The following is a 17,623-nucleotide window of genomic DNA, read 5'->3' as shown; positions in this document are numbered from 1 at the left end:
CGTAGCTTATATTCGTTTCACGCTGTCTACCAAGGTGTCCCAGAACTTGAGGGCATCCTCGTCACTATTGAAAGTCTCGCCCTCGTCCAGAGTGCTCATTTCGAGAACTGTATAGGGTTCTCTGCTCGATTTTGGTGTGCCCGGATACTCTATGCGAAATGAATAGAAGTTTCGATCGTTAGCTCTGGTCTTTAGCAAAAGTTCTTCGAATGTTATTCCCGCAACTTTTCTTTTCGTTTTTCTCAAAATTTTGGAGCTTGTAAGAATTTTTTGAAGCATTGGAGTTACACGGCCTGCAGTGCGCTGCTCGTAACGTTCGATCAATCCAGGTTCGGGCTTTCGTATTACCTGCGTGTCGAAAATGACATGAATCCCTGGTGTTGTGGAAATGGGTAGGCCTATTGAAACTTGCTCAGGATACTTATCGGAAGGAAGGGTCAGATAACCCGCATCTATAGCGAAAGTACCTTCGGGAGGATTTGAATTTGGATGGCGGTAATGAATCATTGAATTTAAGTCTTTCGCAAGCCCTACGGCTTTATCGAAAGCATCTATTGAAATAGATTCTACAGTTTGGCGATAGAGAGTATTGCTGGAGGTTAGATAGTATATGTCAAAATCATAATTTGTTGATTTGGATACTACAATAATGCCTCCGCCATCTAGCGGAATTTTCTGGTCAAATGCTTTGTATCCCGCTTTATGAAGTGTATTGATTTCAGCAATGGATTCGTCAACTTTTATATTGATATCTCGCTTTCCATTTTTGCTTATGAACTGCAGGTCTTTCTGGATTATTTTATATGACGTCCAGATGCCTGACCCATCTGTAGGGGCCGAGATAGAGTAGCGGCCAAAGTAAAATGTATTTGATTGACTGTTCATGCCTAGTTCCCCGCTCTCGGCAGTGGATGAGAAAAACATTGCGACAACGCTAAAGACTTTTAATGTGCGCGTTAAGTTTTGGTAAATATCAAAGTTCAACATGGGTGGAGAGCCTCACTATGCTATATAACGTGGCGTATAGCGTCCGTCCGTCCGGATCGTTATAGGCATTCTGGTGCTCGTAGCCAGCAGTTCGGTTATAGGCGCCAGTTCTACAAGCATTTGGGTGTTCCATTGAGTTTTTTCCGTGAGCGAATGCTGCTCTCACATTTGGGAAAGCTCTTGAACTTGCGGATGAGGAAACTGGAACGGTGCCGTCGCCGGGGGTAAGTTTAGGGCCGAAGGTAAATTTACGACCAGCACCAAGCTCAATATTTCCGGTATAGTCGTCACTCGTAATGCTCAGTGTTTGAGGATCCTCCCAGCCCACCCAATCTGACTCCCATACTATGTCACCCCATGTTATAAGTTTTTCCTCCTCTGCTTCGGCTGAGTAGTGAACGTATGTGAACGGGTGATAGGCTGTTTTTATTGAGTCGTGAAATATTTTCGTGTTGTTAATATTTTCTTCAAAAATCGCTCTTTTGCCCTGAGGGGTGCCGAATGTGATTTCTTCATCATCATCTTGAAACTCGTTTGGGTCAATGAGAGCTTCAGACTCTTTTGGGATCAATCCCCACCATTTTTGTGATTTATATATTTCTTCGTAAGGATCACCTGCTGATGGGAGCATAATAAAGTCTTTTTCGTTCTGGTTGCTACTGGCCAGATATTTGCTTTTCTTTTTTCTAGCAAATAACCATTTCTTACCATCGTTATAGTTTGCAGCAGGAAGGAGTTCTAGTCCACCTCTCGAATATGCTAAAACGGCAACAGTTTCTTTGGCTGTAGGCCCCAGAATCTGTCGCGTTACGAAGCCCTCGATCCCCTCACCTTCAAATCCCGCTCTAATTCTACGATACGCGGCAGGGGCGCCTGTTGCAGGCATCGCTCCATGTATGATTCCGTAAATTTTCTCGTAGCGATATGCGCCTACCATCGCTCGAGCAACTAAGCCGCCCATTGAATGAGTTACGATTATAACGTTTTCTGCTGTGGGATAATTGGGTAGTATTTTGTTGTCAATTAAATCCATTATATCCTTTGCGGAGTCTTTGTTAGATTGGAGCCAGTTGTAGCCGCCTGCCCAGACTTCATAAGTTATATCTGCTGCGTGCTTTAATTCTGCTGAATTTTCGATGGCAGACAAGGGGGGGTTATTGTTCCAGTCACCCCAGTCTGCGGGCTGCAGATCGCTATGATCTTTCCACCATCCCTGCAGTACTTGGTCAAGCATGACTGTGTTCATTTCATTTTGGATAGAAATCATGATTGGATGATATGCCGAACGCATAATGCCACCCCATCCGCGCTTTTTGAGTTCTTCTTTACTCAAGGGTTCCCGTAAGTCTTCTGTACGAATTGGGCCGTCTTGGTGGACCGTAATCATTCCTTTTCGGCCATCAAGATCGTTTTGTCTGTCTTTTGCGGAACTAAAGAGAGCTGACACAAAAGAACCGATAGCAGCAAATTTTGCTGGAACGGTGTCCGTATTGGGAGCTATCCATGCTACTTTCTTCGTCCTGGCATTCCAAAGATTGGTTCCCATAATTCCTGGAATGAAAACCACTGGGACTACTTTGTTAGTCTTTACTGCAACGACTTTTTCTCGCTGCTCAGAGGACTCGCTAAGCGTAGTGCTAGCTGTTCTGCTGCCGTCAGCGTTTAATATGGTTATTAGTTTCAATGGGTTAATCATTTTCCAATCCTTATACCGGCGGCGCGTTATTTCGTGAAATTTAATCCAGCACCCGGATATTCAGTAACTCAGCAATCTGACTCTGCTGCACCGGAATCTTCCCAGCCGCATCCGAGACATACTGCATCACGCTGCCATCAGCCCGGGTCACCTCAACCTTCACCCCCGGCGCAGGCTCCCCGGTGCTGAGCTTCTTGATCACATACGGGTCGGCAAAGTCGGTCTTGGGCATTTCATTGAAGCTGTGCGACAGGCTGGTGCCGCCGCTGAAGACCTTTTTTGCCCCTTTGACATCGATGGTTCCCGGCGCATGGATTTCGATGTTGCCGCCCTTGATACGAATGTAACCGCCACCACTGGTCAGCAGAATCCCGTCCTTGGCGGCGATCTCGATCCCGGCCGCCGTCGAGCTAAGTTTCATGTTCTGCAACGAGGTCAACAGCATCTCGTCGTTCTGCGCCTGCAATTCCACCTTGCCCTTGGCCGCAAACAACTTGGCCCCGGCGTTCTGCGCAAACAGGCTGATGCTCTGCACCACGCTTGCCAGCAATGACTTGCCGCTGGCGATGCTGACGTCTTCACCGGTACTCACAGTCAGGTGCTTGCCACTGTGCAGGTGGGTGTTCTGCGGCGTGGCAGTGGCGATGTCGGCCGGGGAGGAGGCGATCAGCAGTGGCTTCTGGTACCCCGGGGTCTTGCCGCGGCCGCCGCTGCGGATGGCCCACGCGGTGTCGCCGCCGTTGCGTTGCTGTTCGCTCGGGCCTTGGCTCGGGCTGCTGTTGTCGTTGCCATAAGTGACGTCGGCATCGGCGTTGAGCTGGGTGAGGCTGTCTAGGCCGGCCTGTAGAGCATCGGCGTTGTGTTGCTTGGCGGTATCGGAAAGCGTCTTAAGCCGCTGCTCGCTGTTCTGCAGTTGTTGCTGAGCTTCGCTGACGTCGAGCTGCGCACCCTGGGCGTTGCTGCGTTTCCAGGTGCTGAGGTACAGGCCCTGCTGGGCGCGCAGGGCGCCATAGGCGTCGGTGCGCAGCTCGAAGCCGGTGCCGCGCAGGGCGCCGCGGTGGTTACCGCGCTGGTCGATCAGGTAGCCGAGGTTGAGCTGGGTGTGGCCGTGGCTGCTGTGCAGCTGGGTGCGCACCTGACCGGTGGAGTCGTCCATCACCCACTGGTTGAAGCCGCCGCCGCCGATTTCCTTGCTCTTGTAGCCGCTCATCAAACCGCTGGAGTGCCAGGCCGGTTTGTGGCCGCCGTACACCTGGCCCATGATCAGCGGGCGGTCGATGTCGTTGTCGAGGAAGGTGACCACCACCTCTTCACCAGCGCGTGGCACATGCACGCTACCCCAGTCCGGGCCGCTGCTCGGTTGCAGCATGCGCAGCCAGCATGAGGAAAGCTCGCCTTCCTGGCTGAGGCGGTCCCAGTGAAAGCGTACGCAGACGCGGTTGAGGCTGTCGGTGAACAGTTCATGGCCGCTGGGCGAGACCACCACGGCGGTCTGCGGGCCAGGGCTGGTGGGCTTGGTGTGCTCGAACGGGCTGCGGTAGGGCGCGCTACGCAGTTGGCCTTCGAAGTGGCTGGTGAAGAAGCCATAGGACGCTTCGCTCAGGGCCGAGCCGAGCAGACCATCGTCGGGTGCTGGCCGCACGGTCTTGAACAGCGGTGCCAGGCTGCCGGGGGCTTCGCGGCGCTGCTGGGCCATGGGCAGGTTGCTTTCGGCAAAGAACTGCACCTCGATCAGCAGAAACTGCCGGGCCTCGACGGCCTTGCGCTCGTACAGCGGATGCTGGGTCAGCTCGAACCAGCGACCGGCTTCGAGTTGGCGCACGCCACCCTGACCGTGCACGCGGCGGGCCTGGGATTCGTGCTGTTCGATCTGCACGCGGCTGAGCCAGTCGCCGCGCTCCTGTTTCTGCCAGTTGTACTGGCCCTGGTATTCGTAACGCTCCAGCGCGGCAGGGGCAGAGGCGGCCTGCAAGGCTGGCATCACACTTTCCCGCGGCTGGCTGTGGGCCAGGTAGTCGACGCTGCGCCAGTTGAGCTTGCCGCTGAGCAACTGCGAGCCGGTGCTCCACTGGGTGATGCCGTCCTGCTTCTGGGTCACGCTCTGGGTGTGGAACGGCAGTTGCTGTGGGGCGAGGGCGGGCAGGGTGTCGTTGCTGTCGGTGAAGACGATGCAGTGGCTGTCGGCCTTGTGCTCGACGTACCAGAAAATGCCTTCGAGCTCGCACCAGCGCTGGACGAAGTTGGCATCGGTCTCGTTGAACTGGGTGACGTAGGACAGCGGTGCGTACTCGCGGCGCAGGTCGAGGCGGTAGTTGCCTTTGGCGTGTTCGTACTGGGCGAACACGGACTCGAGGATGGCGGGCAGGGTTTTGTCTTGCCAGATGCGGCAGTCGCTACGGTATTCGAGCAGGCTGAACCAGGGCGCGAACACCAGCTGCCAGTCGTGCAGGCCGCCGTCGCTGCCCAGGTAACGCACGCTCTCGACCAGGCCATGGCGTTGAGCCTGGCTGCCATCGTCGCAGAGCAGGGCGAGGCTGACGGGCTGGCCGATGAGTTTTTCCGGGTCGTACTCGGTGTCCTGCACCAGCACATCGAGGGTGTAGCGCGGGGTGCGGCCAATGCGCTCGACGCCGTGGGCGCGCAAGGCTTGCAGCTGATCGGCCCCTAACGGGGTGGTCAGTTGCAGCAGACGGCCGCTTTGCGAAAGCGGGGTGCCGAAGGTCAGGTCCATGACAAGAGGTCTCCTGAGTGGGGGCTGATCGGGTGGTTATTCCAGGGCCTTGATAGGCGGGTCCTGGTAGTCCTCATCGATGGCGATGCCCATTTTTTTCAGGCGTGCTTCGGTTTGGGCGCGTTCCTGGGCCATGCGTTTGAGTTCGGCGGGGAGGAGTTTTTTCCAGTCTTCGCGGTCGTCGCTAGCAAGAAAATCTTTGTAAAATTCTGGCTCTGAACGAACATCCAATGTGAACAGATAGGAGCCTTTATCGGCCGGCGCATCTGTACTGTTTTCTCGCTGCATACTCAAGGTCAGGTAAACGCCATCTTTGTAAAAGTACCAATCATTGAACATGGGTAGCGCCAACCATTCTTGCACGCTCAATTTCAATGAAGGGTCGCGCCAAGGGCCTGTACCCACTGGCTTGCCATTGATTTCATCGACGCTCTCAAATTTCTTGGCTTCATGCCCAGATATTCTGGCTTCATTTGGCATGATGTAACGCGCCCAGCCCTTATCGAGTAGTGATTCTACCAGCGTGTAGAAATATGTCATTGCTTGAGCGTGCGGAGAGTTTGGTGTGACCCCGCCCAGTGTAATATTGGCATCATTAATTATGTCACTTTCATAGGTGCCAAGTGTTACAGCGACTGCATCGTGAAAGCTCAGGCTGGTGGCAGTGTTGGAGTTCATGAAAATGGTTGCGCGTTGATTACCGCTAAAAGACAGCGAATATTTGTAAAGACAAATGCCAAGCATGCAGTCTTTATCGAATTTTATCGAAGATTTTGCTTGGGCGGTTTCAATATCGCCATTGATGTGGAATTGTATTGTGAGCTTCTCGCTGCTCATTTCATCGCCTCCGCAAGCTGTTAGAAACAAAAAAGACGCCAGGGCCATCCATTTAAACATTATCACTCCAGCCGGCTATCGTTTGAAGGTTTTCAAGCATATATTTGCTTTTGGCTTTCATTAGTCTGTGGTAGTTTTTGGCGATGTCGGTGATGAATTTCATTCTGTCATTGGCGTCATGCAGTTTGCCTTCTGTCATGACAGAGTCGTACTCTTCGTCATTGGTTTCACATGCCGTGCTCATCGCCGCTAGGCGCCGTGGAACTCCGAAGTGTCCTTCCATCAGTGCTTGGCTGTTCAGAAGCGCTTTGAAGTCTTTGCTTTCATATATCAAGGGTTGCAAAATCATTAATTGCTCATGGTTGGCAATCGCCATAAGCGAGGCGAGTTGCCGGCGTTGTCGCAACTCGCCTTCTGGGTAGCGTTCAACTTGTGAAATAAAATCAAAGCCTTGTTCCAAATAGTCTGTTTTTTTAAGGTTGTTGATTTTTTGTAGCGCCTCGTTGAGCCAGGGCAGTTCCTTAAAGGCAGACTTGAAGCAGTCGGTGTAATTTTCCCAGTTGCGGTCATTTATGCACTTTTTGAATTGCTCTGGGTGGTTGATGTAGAACCAGTGCCAAACAAAAATATCTTGAAATAGCCAAAAGTTTCCTTTGCCTAAGTAAAGCTTTGTGATTTCAAAAGGTGGTACAGCGGGCGGTAGATAGCGCCACTTGCTGCTGCTGGCGTAGTCCAGCGCACACATGACCTGCTTGCTGGCAAATGCCGCAAGGCCGGTCCAATAGAATCGCCCCTTCAGATTGGGCTTGCCGTTGTTCTCTTGTTCTAAGTAAATCTTGGCGTAATTCGCAGCAATTCTCTCGGCTCGGACGCTGAAGTTTTTTACCACTTCATAGCTTGCTGTGCTTTTGAAGGCTATGCGAGTTTTGACTGAGAGTCGCCGTATTGCCTCTTGTTGACCAATTGTCCATAACTCTTTACAGCCCGGATTGAGGTCATTCACAGAGCAAGCGTTATCGTTAAACTTGAAATCTTGCTTCATCGCTTTGTTCTCGGTACGAATGTATCCGCGTCCTGGGGCACCACGAATTCATCAGGCACAAGTCTCACCTTGGCGGTGCTTTCGTTGTCGCTGAAGAAGCGTGGGGTGGTGCCTTCCCGGTCGGTGAAATAGACCCTTTTTCCGCCGTCAGCTGATTCGACTTCAACGGCGACGTTTTCTAGCGGAACGCCGAAGCTAGTGATCAATCGATTCTGTTCGTCATACATGCCAGAGGCAGGACCGGTGGGTAGCTCCTTGAACGAGTGCTCCATACTGGCCGGCCCATCCAGCGTCTTTTTCGCGCCCTTGATGTCGATGGTCCCCGGCGCATGCACCTCGATATTGCTACCCTTGATGCGGATATAAGCACCACCGCTGGTAAGCAGAATTTCTTTCTGTGCCGACATCTCGATCAACTGTTCCAGCGACGTGAGCTTAATGTTTTGCAGCGCAGTCAGTTCCATGGCATCACTTTGCGCTTCCAATTCGACCTTGCCCTTGGCTGCAAACAATTTGGCCCCGGCGTTCTGCGCAAACAGGCTGATGCTTTGCACCACGCTTGCCAGCAATGACTTGCCGCTGGCGATGCTGACATCTTCGCCGGTACTCACCGTCAGATGCTTGCCGCTGTGCAGGTGGGTGTTCTGTGGCGTGGCGGTGGCGATATCGGCCGGGGAGGAGGCGATCAGCAGTGGCTTCTGGTACCCCGGGGTCTTGCCGCGTCCGCCGCTGCGGATGGCCCACGCGGTGTCGCCGCCGTTGCGTTGCTGTTCGCTTGGGCCTTGGCTCGGGCTGCTGTTGTCGTTGCCATAAATGACGTCGGTATCGGCGTTGAGTTGGGTCAGGCTGTCGAGGCCCGCTTGCAGAGCATCGGCGTTGTGCTGCTTGGCGGTATCGGACAGGGTTTTGAGGCGTTGCTCGCTGTTCTGCAGTTGTTGCTGGGCTTCGCTGACGTCGAGCTGGGCGCCCTGGGCGTTGCTGCGTTTCCAGGTGCTGAGGTACAGGCCCTGCTGGGCGCGCAGGGCGCCATAGGCGTCGGTGCGCAGCTCGAAGCCGGTGCCGCGCAGGGCGCCGCGGTGGTTGCCTCGCTGGTCGATCAGGTAGCCGAGATTGAGCTGGGTATGGCCGTGGCTGCTGTGCAATTGGGTGCGTACCTGACCGGTGGAGTCGTCCATCACCCACTGGTTGAAGCCGCCGCCGCCGATTTCCTTGCTCTTGTAGCCGCTCATCAAACCGCTGGAGTGCCAGGCCGGTTTGTGACCGCCGTACACCTGGCCCATGATCAGTGGGCGGTCAATGTCGTTGTCGAGGAAGGTGACCACCACCTCTTCGCCAGCGCGTGGCACGTGCACACTGCCCCAGTCGGAGCCGCTGCTTGGTTGCAGCATGCGTAGCCAGCAGGAGCTCAACTCGCCGTCTTGGCTGAGGCGGTCCCAGTGGAAACGCACACAGACGCGGTTGAGATTGTCGGTGAACAGTTCATGGCCGCTGGGCGAAACGACTACGGCGGTCTGCGGGCCGGGGCTGGAAGGTTTGGCGTGCTCGAACGGGCTGCGGTACGGCGCACTGTGTAGCTGGCCTTCGAAGTGGCTGGTGAAGAAACCGTAGGAGGCTTCGCTCAATACCGAGCCAAGCAGCGAATCGTCCGGCGCCGGACGCACGGTCTTGAACAGCGGTGCCAGGCTGCCGGGGGCTTCCCGGCGCTGCTGGGCCATGGGCAGGTTGCTTTCGGCAAAAAACTGCACCTCGATCAGCAGAAACTGCCGGGCCTCGGCGGCCTTGCGCTCGTACAGCGGGTGCTGGGTCAGCTCGAACCAGCGGCCGGCCTGCAACTGGCGCACCCCGGCTTGGCCGTGCACGCGGCGGGCCCGGGATTCGTGCTGCTCGATCTGCACGCGGCTGAGCCAGTCGCCGCGCTCCTGTTTCTGCCAGTTGTACTGGCCCTGGTACGCGTAACGCTCCAGAGCCGCCGGCGCGGAGGCGGCCTGCAGAGCCGGCATCACGCTTTCACGCGGCTGGGTGTGAGCGAGGTAATCGACACTGCGCCAGTTGAGCTTGCCGCTGAGCAGCTGCGAACCGCTGCTCCACTGGGTGATGCCGTCCTGCTTCTGGGTCACGCTCTGGGTGTGGAACGGGACTTGTTGCGGAGCCAGGGCGGGCAGGGTATCGACGCTGTCGGTGAAGACGATGCAGTGGCTGTCGGCCTTGTGCTCGACGTACCAGAAAATGCCTTCGAGCTCGCACCAGCGCTGGACGAAGTTGGCATCGGTCTCGTTGAACTGGGTGACGTAGGACAGCGGTGCGTACTCGCGGCGCAGGTCGAGGCGGTAGTTGCCTTTGGCGTGTTCGTACTGGGCGAACACGGACTCGAGGATGGCGGGCAGGGTTTTGTCTTGCCAGATGCGGCAGTCGCTACGGTATTCGAGCAGGCTGAACCAGGGCGCGAACACCAGCTGCCAGTCGTGCAGGCCGCCGTCGCTGCCCAGGTAACGCACGCTCTCGACCAGGCCATGGCGTTGAGCCTGGCTGCCATCGTCGCAGAGCAGGGCGAGGCTGACGGGCTGACCGATGAGTTTTTCCGGGTCGTACTCGGTGTCCTGCACCAACACATCGAGGGTGTAGCGCGGGGTGCGGCCGACGCGCTCGACGCCGTAGGCGCGCAAGGCTTGCAGCTGATCGGCCCCTAACGGGGTGGTCAGTTGCAGCAGACGGCCGCTTTGCGAAAGCGGGGTGCCGAAGGTCAGGTCCATGACACAGTGTCTCCTGAGTGGGGGCTGATCGGGTGGTTATTCCAGGGCCTTGATGGGCGGGTCCTGGTAGTCCTCATCGATGGCGATGCCCATTTTTTTCAGGCGTGCCCCGGTTTGGGCGCGTTCCTGGGCCATGCGTTTGAGTTCGGCGGGGAGGAGGGTTGACCAATGCTCACGGTCATCGCCTTCGAAGTAGTCTTTGTAGAATTCACTTTCTGACTCGAACTCCAACGTGAACAGGTAAGAAGCTTTCTTCTCGGGCACAATCTCACTATCCCAACGCAGTACACGGAGCACCAGGTAGACGCCGTCCTTTTGCAAATACCAATTGCTCAATGTCCGCTTCGACAACCACGCTTCCTGGGTCAACCTCAATTCAGGATCATTCCAAGGCCCTGTGCCCACGGGTTTATCCAAGACGTAGTAAGGTTTGAATTTCTGGGCTTCGGTGCCTGGTATACGGGCTTCATCTTGAAGGATGAATCGACGCCAGCCTTCTGCTCGCAATTTGTCGAGCAATTGGGCGTGATACATCATAGCTTCAGTGTGCTCGGCATCCGTTTTCACACCGCCTAACGTTACGTTGGCGCTAGTCACAATATCGCTTTCAAATGTAGTTAGCTTTGTGCTGACTACGTCGTCAAACTTTAAGCTGCCTGCGTCAGAAACCATTTCCAGGTCCGCTCGAAGGGGCTCGCTGAAAGCCAAGGAGTACTTGTACATGCATAGCCCTACCATGCAGTCCTTCTGAAACTGCACAGATGAGCCCGAGAAGGCATTCTCGACAGGCGCGTCCAGTTCGAATCGTATGGAGGGCTTTTCCACATTCGTGTTCGAGTCCCCACACCCGGCAAGCGGCAGGAAAAATGCACAACTGGCGTATTTGATCATCAAACGCCCTCGCTCGGTCGCTGCTCGGCAACCACCGCCTGCAACGGCCCCAGCAACCAGCCTTGGGTCTGTGTCGATGCATGCCGATCCATCACCAGCACTGCACCTTCCAGGCTGTTGGCCGCTTGCAACGCCAGCGCCAGCGCACTCATTTCGCTGATACCCGGCGCGTATTCACCCGCCAGCAGGGCATGGCCGATCACGTGTTGCTGCATGTCGCAGTCGGGCAGGTGGGTGTAGAGCAACTGGTACAGGTGCTCCAGGCGGTTGTCGTCGTGGTGGCCGTCAGTAACCAGGCCTTTCACGTCGGTCAAGGCAATGCCGGCCTGTTCGCACAGCTGCTCGCTCACCTGCTCCAGGCCACCGCAGCCTTTGCGCGGCAACAGCGCCCGAGGCCCATGGGCGTGGTTCACCGCAGGGTGCAGCTGCCAGCGCGCATTGCCCTCGGGGTTGGCCAGGTCGATGCGTTGCAGGTTGAGCACCGCGATCGCTTCACCGGCCATGCGTTCGCCTTTCACGCTCCCCGCGCGGTCCACCGTGGCCCAGCTGTCGATGCCGATGCACAGCAGGTTGGCGGCTTCCAGCTCGTTGCACTGGGCCCACGGCAGCCAGGTGGCGAAGGTCTGGCCGGGGGCGCTAAAACCGTGGCCGGGCAAGTAGTCGAACGGCCAAACTTCGAGCAGTGCATCCAGCCAGGGGTCGGCGTCGATGCCGGTGGGGGCGAACACCACCACTTGGGTCTGGTCCCAGTCCAGGCCGCCAGCGAAGTCGTGCCATTGGCCGAGCATGGCCTGCAGCAGCTGCAGGGCCCTGGGCAGAATCCTGACTTCGGCACGCGCGCTGCCCGCGCGAATACGCCGCACGGTATGACGGTGGCCGGCCGGGGTGACCAGCCGCGGGTCGTGCTCGAAGTCGGCGTTTACCCTGCCCAGCGCCTTGCCTGCCTTGGCGTCGGCCGGGCTCAGGTTAGGCAGCCACACCCAGGCATCACTAAGGCCGATGCGGGTGGTGTCGTACTCGGCGCGCGGGCGTGGTGGGGGTGCCAGGCGCTGTGCTTGCTCGCGGCGCTCGCCGATCACGTCCCACAACGAACGATGGCCCTGGGCGAAGGGTTTCAACATGCTGGCAGTCCTTACAGTATTCCGGTGTCGCTGTTGGTGGCGATCAGGCTGGAGCCGCAGGCGGTCTTGTCGCCATGGCGGGCCACCGGCATGCCGTCGACCAGGGTGGAGGTGTCGCCGCTGGCGATCACGCAGGCGCCGTGCAGGCACATCACCTTGTCGCCGAGCCTGGCCACGGCGCGGCCGTTGACCAGGGTCGATGAGGAGGCCTGCACAACCATGCCGCCGCGGTCGGTAGGGTCGTTCAAAAGAATGATCGGACGCATGTCGAAACTCCTTTTCAGCCGGCTAGGACCACAAATCAGTCACGAGGTTGCAGGGTGCCGAGCACATCGCGAATGCCATCAACCACGCTGCTGTCCTTGATCACATCGTTGAGCCAGGATTCCAGCGGCATGTTGCCCCACTTGATGGCACGTTCCACCAGGTAGGGCACCGGGCTGTGCGGTTCTGTCTGCTTGAAGAACTGCGCCACGCCCTGGAGCAAGGTGAAGGCTTCTTCACGGTTCAGCGGTACGGTTCGCAACGGGGCACTGTGGCTAAGCTGTGCAGCGGCCGGGGCCGTACCGGCTGCTGCCGGCAGTTCGGGCTGTGCTGCTTCTTCGGCTGACGCTCCTGGAGCGGGTGCCAACTCTACACCGCGCTCCTTGAGTAGGCGTTCCACCAGTTGTCGGGCCTGCACAAGCACGTCGTTGAGGGGCAGAAAGCTCGGCGCGTCATGGCCGAACGCATTATCGGCTGTGGTCTGCAGTTGCTGGCAGGCGCCCAGGCATTCACTGATTTGCGCGTGCAAAACGTGCAGGTGCTCGGTATCGGTCATCACCACCGAGCGTTGGAAGAGTTCGGCGTTGATCTTGCCATCTTCCAGTGCCTGGTGCATGGCCGAGGGGTTTTGCCGGGCCAGGTTCTCGACCTGGCGCGACTCTTCATACTTGAGCAGGCTGTAGCCTTGCCCTTGGGTGATCGGCAGGGTGCGGACCACCTCGGTCAGCGTAGTGGTCAACCACGCCAGGCGGGTAGCACGCTCGTCTTCACCCTCGTCGAGGGAGGGGTAGAGCGTGTCCCAGAAATCTTCCAGCAGGGCTTGCGCCACCGCCAAGGAAAAACGGATGCCCGGAAACTGCTTCCTGTGAGCCAGGCCTTCACTCAGCCAGGCCACCAGCATCAGGTCCTTGCTGTGCTCGGTGATACCGACGGCAGCCAGCTGGATCACCTGCTCCCAGTCGGCCTGCTTGAGGTCAGTCTGCCAGTCGCCCTGGGTCAGGTATTCGGGATCGGCGCGTCGCGCTTCCTTGATCTGATCGAACAAGCTGGAAAAACTCAGGTCCTCGCCGGCGCCACCGTCAATCGGAGTACGCAGGGCAGACAGCGAAAGGTCGTCGAGAATGTCGTGCATGGACGGCTCTGTGTGCGAAGGTGAAAGGAAGGTCACCGTGCCCTTGCAGGCACGAGACCCCCTGGCGAGCTGGCCATTATCGGCGCCAGCTCAGGTCAGGCTCAGGAGTAGACCTTGTTCAGCGAACGGTCCCAACCGCCAGTAACCTTGCCGCCACCGGCGCCATCGGAACGCTTCTGCTGGGTGTAGGTGGTCTTGATGCGCGAGAAGTTGAACTTGATCTCCTCCATCGGCAAGTCGCTTTCAGCCTTGGCTTCGCCGTCCAGCGGCAGGTTGCCGAGGAAGTTGACCGAGGAGATCACGACTTCTTCCAGGGTGATGGTCAGGTAAGTCACCTTGTCACCACCGGCACGGTTCACGTTCAGCACCACTTCCTTGATGTGCTGGCCTTTGCAGCACGCTTCGAAGGCCTTGGCAGAGGCTTTGTCGACGTACTTGCGGATGGTGAAATCGCTCAGATTGACACGTTCGGACGAAGCGCCACCGGAGGAGCTGGCGGTCGCCGAGGTCGCCTGGGTAGCGCCATACTGGTAGCCCAGTACTTCGATCCAGTCCTTGTGCTTGTCATCCAGAGCTTCGCCTGGGATGCCGTCAATCTTGAGGTAAGCGTCAAATGCCATGTCTACATTTCTCCATAGGTATAAAGGGCTTCCTTGATCCAGTACCTGGACCTGCCCTGATTGTGACGCCTGCAGACCCGCCGCAGGCGTCGTGTTGAGACCGGGCATTCAATCAAGTGCCCGGACCTCGATCTCTACACGCCTGTTAGGTTCCAGGCACTGAATCAGTTCGGCGCGCGGCGCTTGCATGTTGCAGCGCACCAAGGGTTTGTCGCTGCCTGCGCCCACGGCATCGACCAGTTCCGCTGGCAGGCCCTTGCCCACCAAGTAGGTCTTGATGGTCTGCGCCCGTTGCCGGGACACCTGCAGGTTGCTCTGGCGATCGCCGATCTGATCGGCATGGCCGGTGATCACGATCTTGCCAACATTGGGTGTGTTCAGCAGTTTGTTGGCGATGCTGCTGAGCTGTCGCTGGCCGGCGGTTTGCAAGCTTTGGAAGTCGGCGCGGCCAAAAGCGAACAAGGTGTCGGACTCCAGCGTGATGGTTTCGATGGCACGCAGCGAACGGGTCAGCAGGCTGTTGATGTAGTTGCGCGAGCTGGACACCAGGAACGCGTTATTGAGGATGCGCGGCACGTCCGGCTCGCGGATCTGGTCGCTGTAGAAGGCGATCTGGCGCCCGGCGAACTGGTAGTCCTCACCCTCGCCGGAAGCCTGTGCCGACTGCCCGGCCGGGCGCGGCACCTGTTTGTAGATAGCCGGGTACCAATAATCTGGGATGCGTACCTTGAGCACTGCCGGCTGGGCCTGTTCACGCTGGGCCTTGGACAGCATCAGGTAGGTATCGAGGGTGGTCTGGCCGAAGGTGGCTACCGACTGCGCGCGGTTGTCCACCGGCAGGGCCCGAGGCTCAACGCTGTCGATACCGCTCACGGTCTCGAGGCGTGGGGCGTTGCGCTGATAGATCTTGATGCTGCTGAGCAGGTACAGCGAACGGGTCAGATTGTCGGCGGTGGGCTTGAGCATCACCTTTTCCAGCTGAGCGAAATATGCCTGGCGCACGAACGGCTCGATGTCATGGCCGCGGTACAGGCCCATGCGCATGGCCAGTGGCACGCCATCGGTGCGGTGGCGGGCATACAGCTCGGCAGCGGCCTGGCGCAACTGGTCCAGGCTGTTCCAGGCGGTGTATTGCCGGGGAGCGGCAGCATCCTGCTGGCGGGCGCTGTCGAGGTTGGCAGCCACGGCTTGGATCGCTGCCTTGTTGTTGCTGTAAGACCAGCCCCAGGCTGCGCACAGTAACAGGCCGGCCAGGCTCGCAGCCCCCACCCATGCCGCTTTGCGGCGGTGCTCGCGGCGGTTGCTGGTGTACAGCGCCACCAGGTGCTGGTCGGGGATGATCACCTTGCGGAACAGGCTGGCGATGAACAGCGGCTCGGTCTGGCTGTCGGCTGCTGCGTCGTTGCCCGGTGCAGCCAGGGCGAAGCGGTCGCGCACATGGCTGGCATAGCGGCCGTGGGCTGGTTCGTCGGCATCCAGGGCGCTGGTGAAATAGAAACCACGCAGCAGCTCGGCACTCTGGTAGGGGTTGGCCCGCAGCAGGTCAGCGACGAAGGCGTTGAGCAGCGGCTTGAGCGCTGCCAGCTCCAGCGGCAAGCGGTAGGCGGCCGGGTCACGACGGGTCAGCTGGATGTCCTGTTGCAGCAGCTGATGGTCTGCCAGTGCCTGCCAGTGGCCGACCAGTTCGTTCATGGCCGCGGCAAAGCGCGTGCCCCAGTCTGACTGCTCGAAACCCTCGTGGCTGAACGTCTTGCCCATCACTTCGTCACGTAAGTGCGCATCCAGCTGACGGTAAAAGTGGGTAAAGCCCGGCAGCAGGTCGCACTTGGTGAACACCAGGTAGATCGGCAAGCGCAATTCCAGCAGCTCGTGGGCCTCCTGAATGCGCTCGCGCAGGCGCTTGGCCAGGCGTTCGCGGCCATCGGCACCGGCGTGCAGGATGTCTTCGATGCTGACCGCGACGATCAGGCCATTGAGCGGGCGACGCTGGCGATGTTGGCGCAGCAGGCCGAGGAAGGCGCGCCACTTGCCGGCTTCTTCCTGGTTGTTCATATAGCGGCCGGCAGTGTCGAGCAGCACGGCTTCGGAGCTGAAGAACCAGTCACAGTTGCGTGTGCCGCCAAGGCCCGCGACCCGGGCACCTTCGCGCTCGGCGTACGGGAACGTTAGGCCGGACTGGTAGAGCATGGTGCTTTTGCCCGAAGCCGGCTGGCCGATCACCAGATACCAAGGCAAGGCGTACAGCGCATCTTTGTTAGCACCGCCTTTGCTGCTGCCTTGTAGGCGCTCGATGCTCTGCAGCAGGCGCTCGCGCAGCAGGCTGATTTCCTCGCGGTCTTGTGGATTGGCGTTGAGCACCGCCTGGTCGGCATCCTCTCGCAGCAATGCCTGCAGGTCATGGTGCTGGGATACGCCGCGGTACATCAGCAATACATACAGGGCAGACAGCAGCACGAACACGCCGATGCCGGCCAGCAGGCTGGCGAGCGAGGCAAAACCCAGCGCCATGCCTGTCGTCCAGACTAGGAAGATGGCCAGGAAAAACACCACACCCAGCACGTAAGGCTGATATTTGAAGAAATAGTACTTGAGCCTGTTCATCAATACTGTTCGTCCCGCGCGCTGGCAAAGCGCGCTATGAAATCGTTCAGGGCCAGGTCATCGGCCGGCAGTGTCAGGGGGCTGCCGCTCGATGGGTACGGCAAAGGGTCCAGCAGGTCATGCCGTTCGCTGGAATCGGCAATGCCGGTCAGCAGCCGGTAAACCTCATCACTGCCACGGGAGGCAAAGCACAGCAGCCCAGGGCGCATGAAGTTGTCCACCAGCACGCTGACGTCGGGCATGCCGGCGCTGCCGCGCAGGTGCGACAGCAGCGTGCACCAGAGGTCCGCCATGGGGCGTTTGAGGCCGCTCTGGGCCGGCAGCGGCAGGCAGATTGGCGCCGTGTGCGCCTGCTGCAGGGCGGTGCGCAGACGATACAGGCTGGCCATCCCGGCTTGGGTGTCGAACTCCGGGTAGCTGTGGCGCAGCGCACGGGCCACGTCGCGCAGGTTGAAGTCGTGAAGGAACTTCTCGTGCACCCGGCGATACAGGTCAAGGTCCCGGGTGGTCCAGCCGCGCATGGCTTTGATCTGCCCGAACAGCTCGGCCATATCGGCACCCTGGGCGGCCTGCATGAGCAACGGCTTGATCTGCCCTGCGAACAGCTCACAAAGAATATGCGGGCTGACGAAGCGCGCATCGTGGTCCATGCGTATGCTCTGGAACACCATGAATGGGTAGCGTCGACCACTGGTATCGCGTGAACTGATGAAGCCACCGAGCAGCCATTGCCCGGTGCGGGTGCGGTAGCAGAAGAAGCACACCGGCAGAGCATCGAAGCGTTCGCGCCAGTCGGCCTGTGGCTGCATGCGACCCAGGGCGTTTTGCAGCCACAGGTCGAATTCGCAAACCTCCGGCAAGGCGCCGTTAAGGCTAACGAAGTCGGCACTGGCTGGGACTTTGCCGAAACATCCAATCATTGGCCAGGTATCCCTGTCAGGGTACGGTTTA

At 58.2% G+C, this 17,623-nt stretch carries 12 protein-coding genes and 1 pseudogene; all 13 read right to left on the bottom strand.

What is annotated here, in order from left to right:
* Nucleotides 1–6 precede the first annotated feature (6 nt).
* On the bottom strand, nt 7–987 hold the full coding sequence (locus tag NMB38_RS11285; RefSeq protein WP_154665216.1) for a T6SS immunity protein Tli4 family protein: 981 nt from the start codon (nt 985–987) through the stop codon (nt 7–9).
* Entirely contained in the window at nt 974–2,683 is a 1,710-nt protein-coding gene (locus NMB38_RS11280) for an alpha/beta hydrolase (protein WP_081783978.1), read from the bottom strand. Before NMB38_RS11280 ends, NMB38_RS11285 begins: the two co-directional genes overlap by 14 nt.
* Nucleotides 2,684–2,932: 249 nt before the next feature.
* Nucleotides 2,933–5,414 (bottom strand): annotated as a pseudogene (locus NMB38_RS11275) (type VI secretion system Vgr family protein); the annotation flags it as partial.
* A gap of 36 nt (nt 5,415–5,450) precedes the next feature.
* Nucleotides 5,451–6,251, bottom strand: coding sequence for a hypothetical protein (locus NMB38_RS11270; protein WP_156041703.1), 801 nt, complete (start codon nt 6,249–6,251; stop codon nt 5,451–5,453).
* A gap of 52 nt (nt 6,252–6,303) precedes the next feature.
* Nucleotides 6,304–7,293: a DUF2515 family protein gene (locus tag NMB38_RS11265; RefSeq protein WP_081783985.1), complete on the bottom strand. Its 990-nt coding sequence runs from the start codon at nt 7,291–7,293 to the stop codon at nt 6,304–6,306.
* Entirely contained in the window at nt 7,290–10,043 is a 2,754-nt protein-coding gene (locus tag NMB38_RS11260) for a type VI secretion system Vgr family protein (RefSeq protein ID WP_494354783.1), read from the bottom strand. Before NMB38_RS11260 ends, NMB38_RS11265 begins: the two co-directional genes overlap by 4 nt.
* Before the next feature lie 36 nt (nt 10,044–10,079).
* Entirely contained in the window at nt 10,080–10,934 is an 855-nt protein-coding gene (locus NMB38_RS11255) for a hypothetical protein (protein WP_028687578.1), read from the bottom strand.
* Complete coding sequence (locus NMB38_RS11250) at nt 10,934–12,055, bottom strand: hypothetical protein (RefSeq protein ID WP_042139398.1); 1,122 nt, start codon at nt 12,053–12,055, stop codon at nt 10,934–10,936. The genes NMB38_RS11255 and NMB38_RS11250 overlap by 1 nt, the downstream gene beginning before the upstream one ends.
* 11 nt (nt 12,056–12,066) lie before the next feature.
* On the bottom strand, nt 12,067–12,321 hold the full coding sequence (locus NMB38_RS11245) for a PAAR domain-containing protein (protein WP_028687577.1): 255 nt from the start codon (nt 12,319–12,321) through the stop codon (nt 12,067–12,069).
* Between the two features lie 35 nt (nt 12,322–12,356).
* Nucleotides 12,357–13,451 (bottom strand): type VI secretion system protein TssA, encoded by a 1,095-nt coding sequence (gene tssA / locus NMB38_RS11240; protein WP_028687576.1) that lies wholly within the window; start codon nt 13,449–13,451, stop codon nt 12,357–12,359.
* 101 nt (nt 13,452–13,552) lie between these two features.
* The gene (locus NMB38_RS11235) at nt 13,553–14,071 is read right to left on the bottom strand and encodes an Hcp family type VI secretion system effector (RefSeq protein ID WP_028687575.1); all 519 of its coding nucleotides are present in this window, start codon (nt 14,069–14,071) and stop codon (nt 13,553–13,555) included.
* Nucleotides 14,072–14,179: 108 nt separating this feature from the next.
* Nucleotides 14,180–16,672 carry a type VI secretion system membrane subunit TssM gene (tssM, locus tag NMB38_RS11230; protein WP_028687574.1) on the bottom strand — a complete coding sequence of 831 codons (2,493 nt, stop codon included), beginning with the start codon at nt 16,670–16,672 and terminating at the stop codon, nt 14,180–14,182.
* Nucleotides 16,672–17,592 carry a type VI secretion system-associated protein TagF gene (gene tagF, locus NMB38_RS11225; protein ID WP_494354782.1) on the bottom strand — a complete coding sequence of 307 codons (921 nt, stop codon included), beginning with the start codon at nt 17,590–17,592 and terminating at the stop codon, nt 16,672–16,674. Before tagF ends, tssM begins: the two co-directional genes overlap by 1 nt.
* Between the last annotated feature and the right edge of the window lie 31 nt (nt 17,593–17,623).

This window comes from Pseudomonas sp. FBCC-B35, from assembly GCF_059133755.1.
Note: the sequence above shows the minus strand (reverse complement) of the source record. Positions and strands in the feature narration are given on the sequence as shown.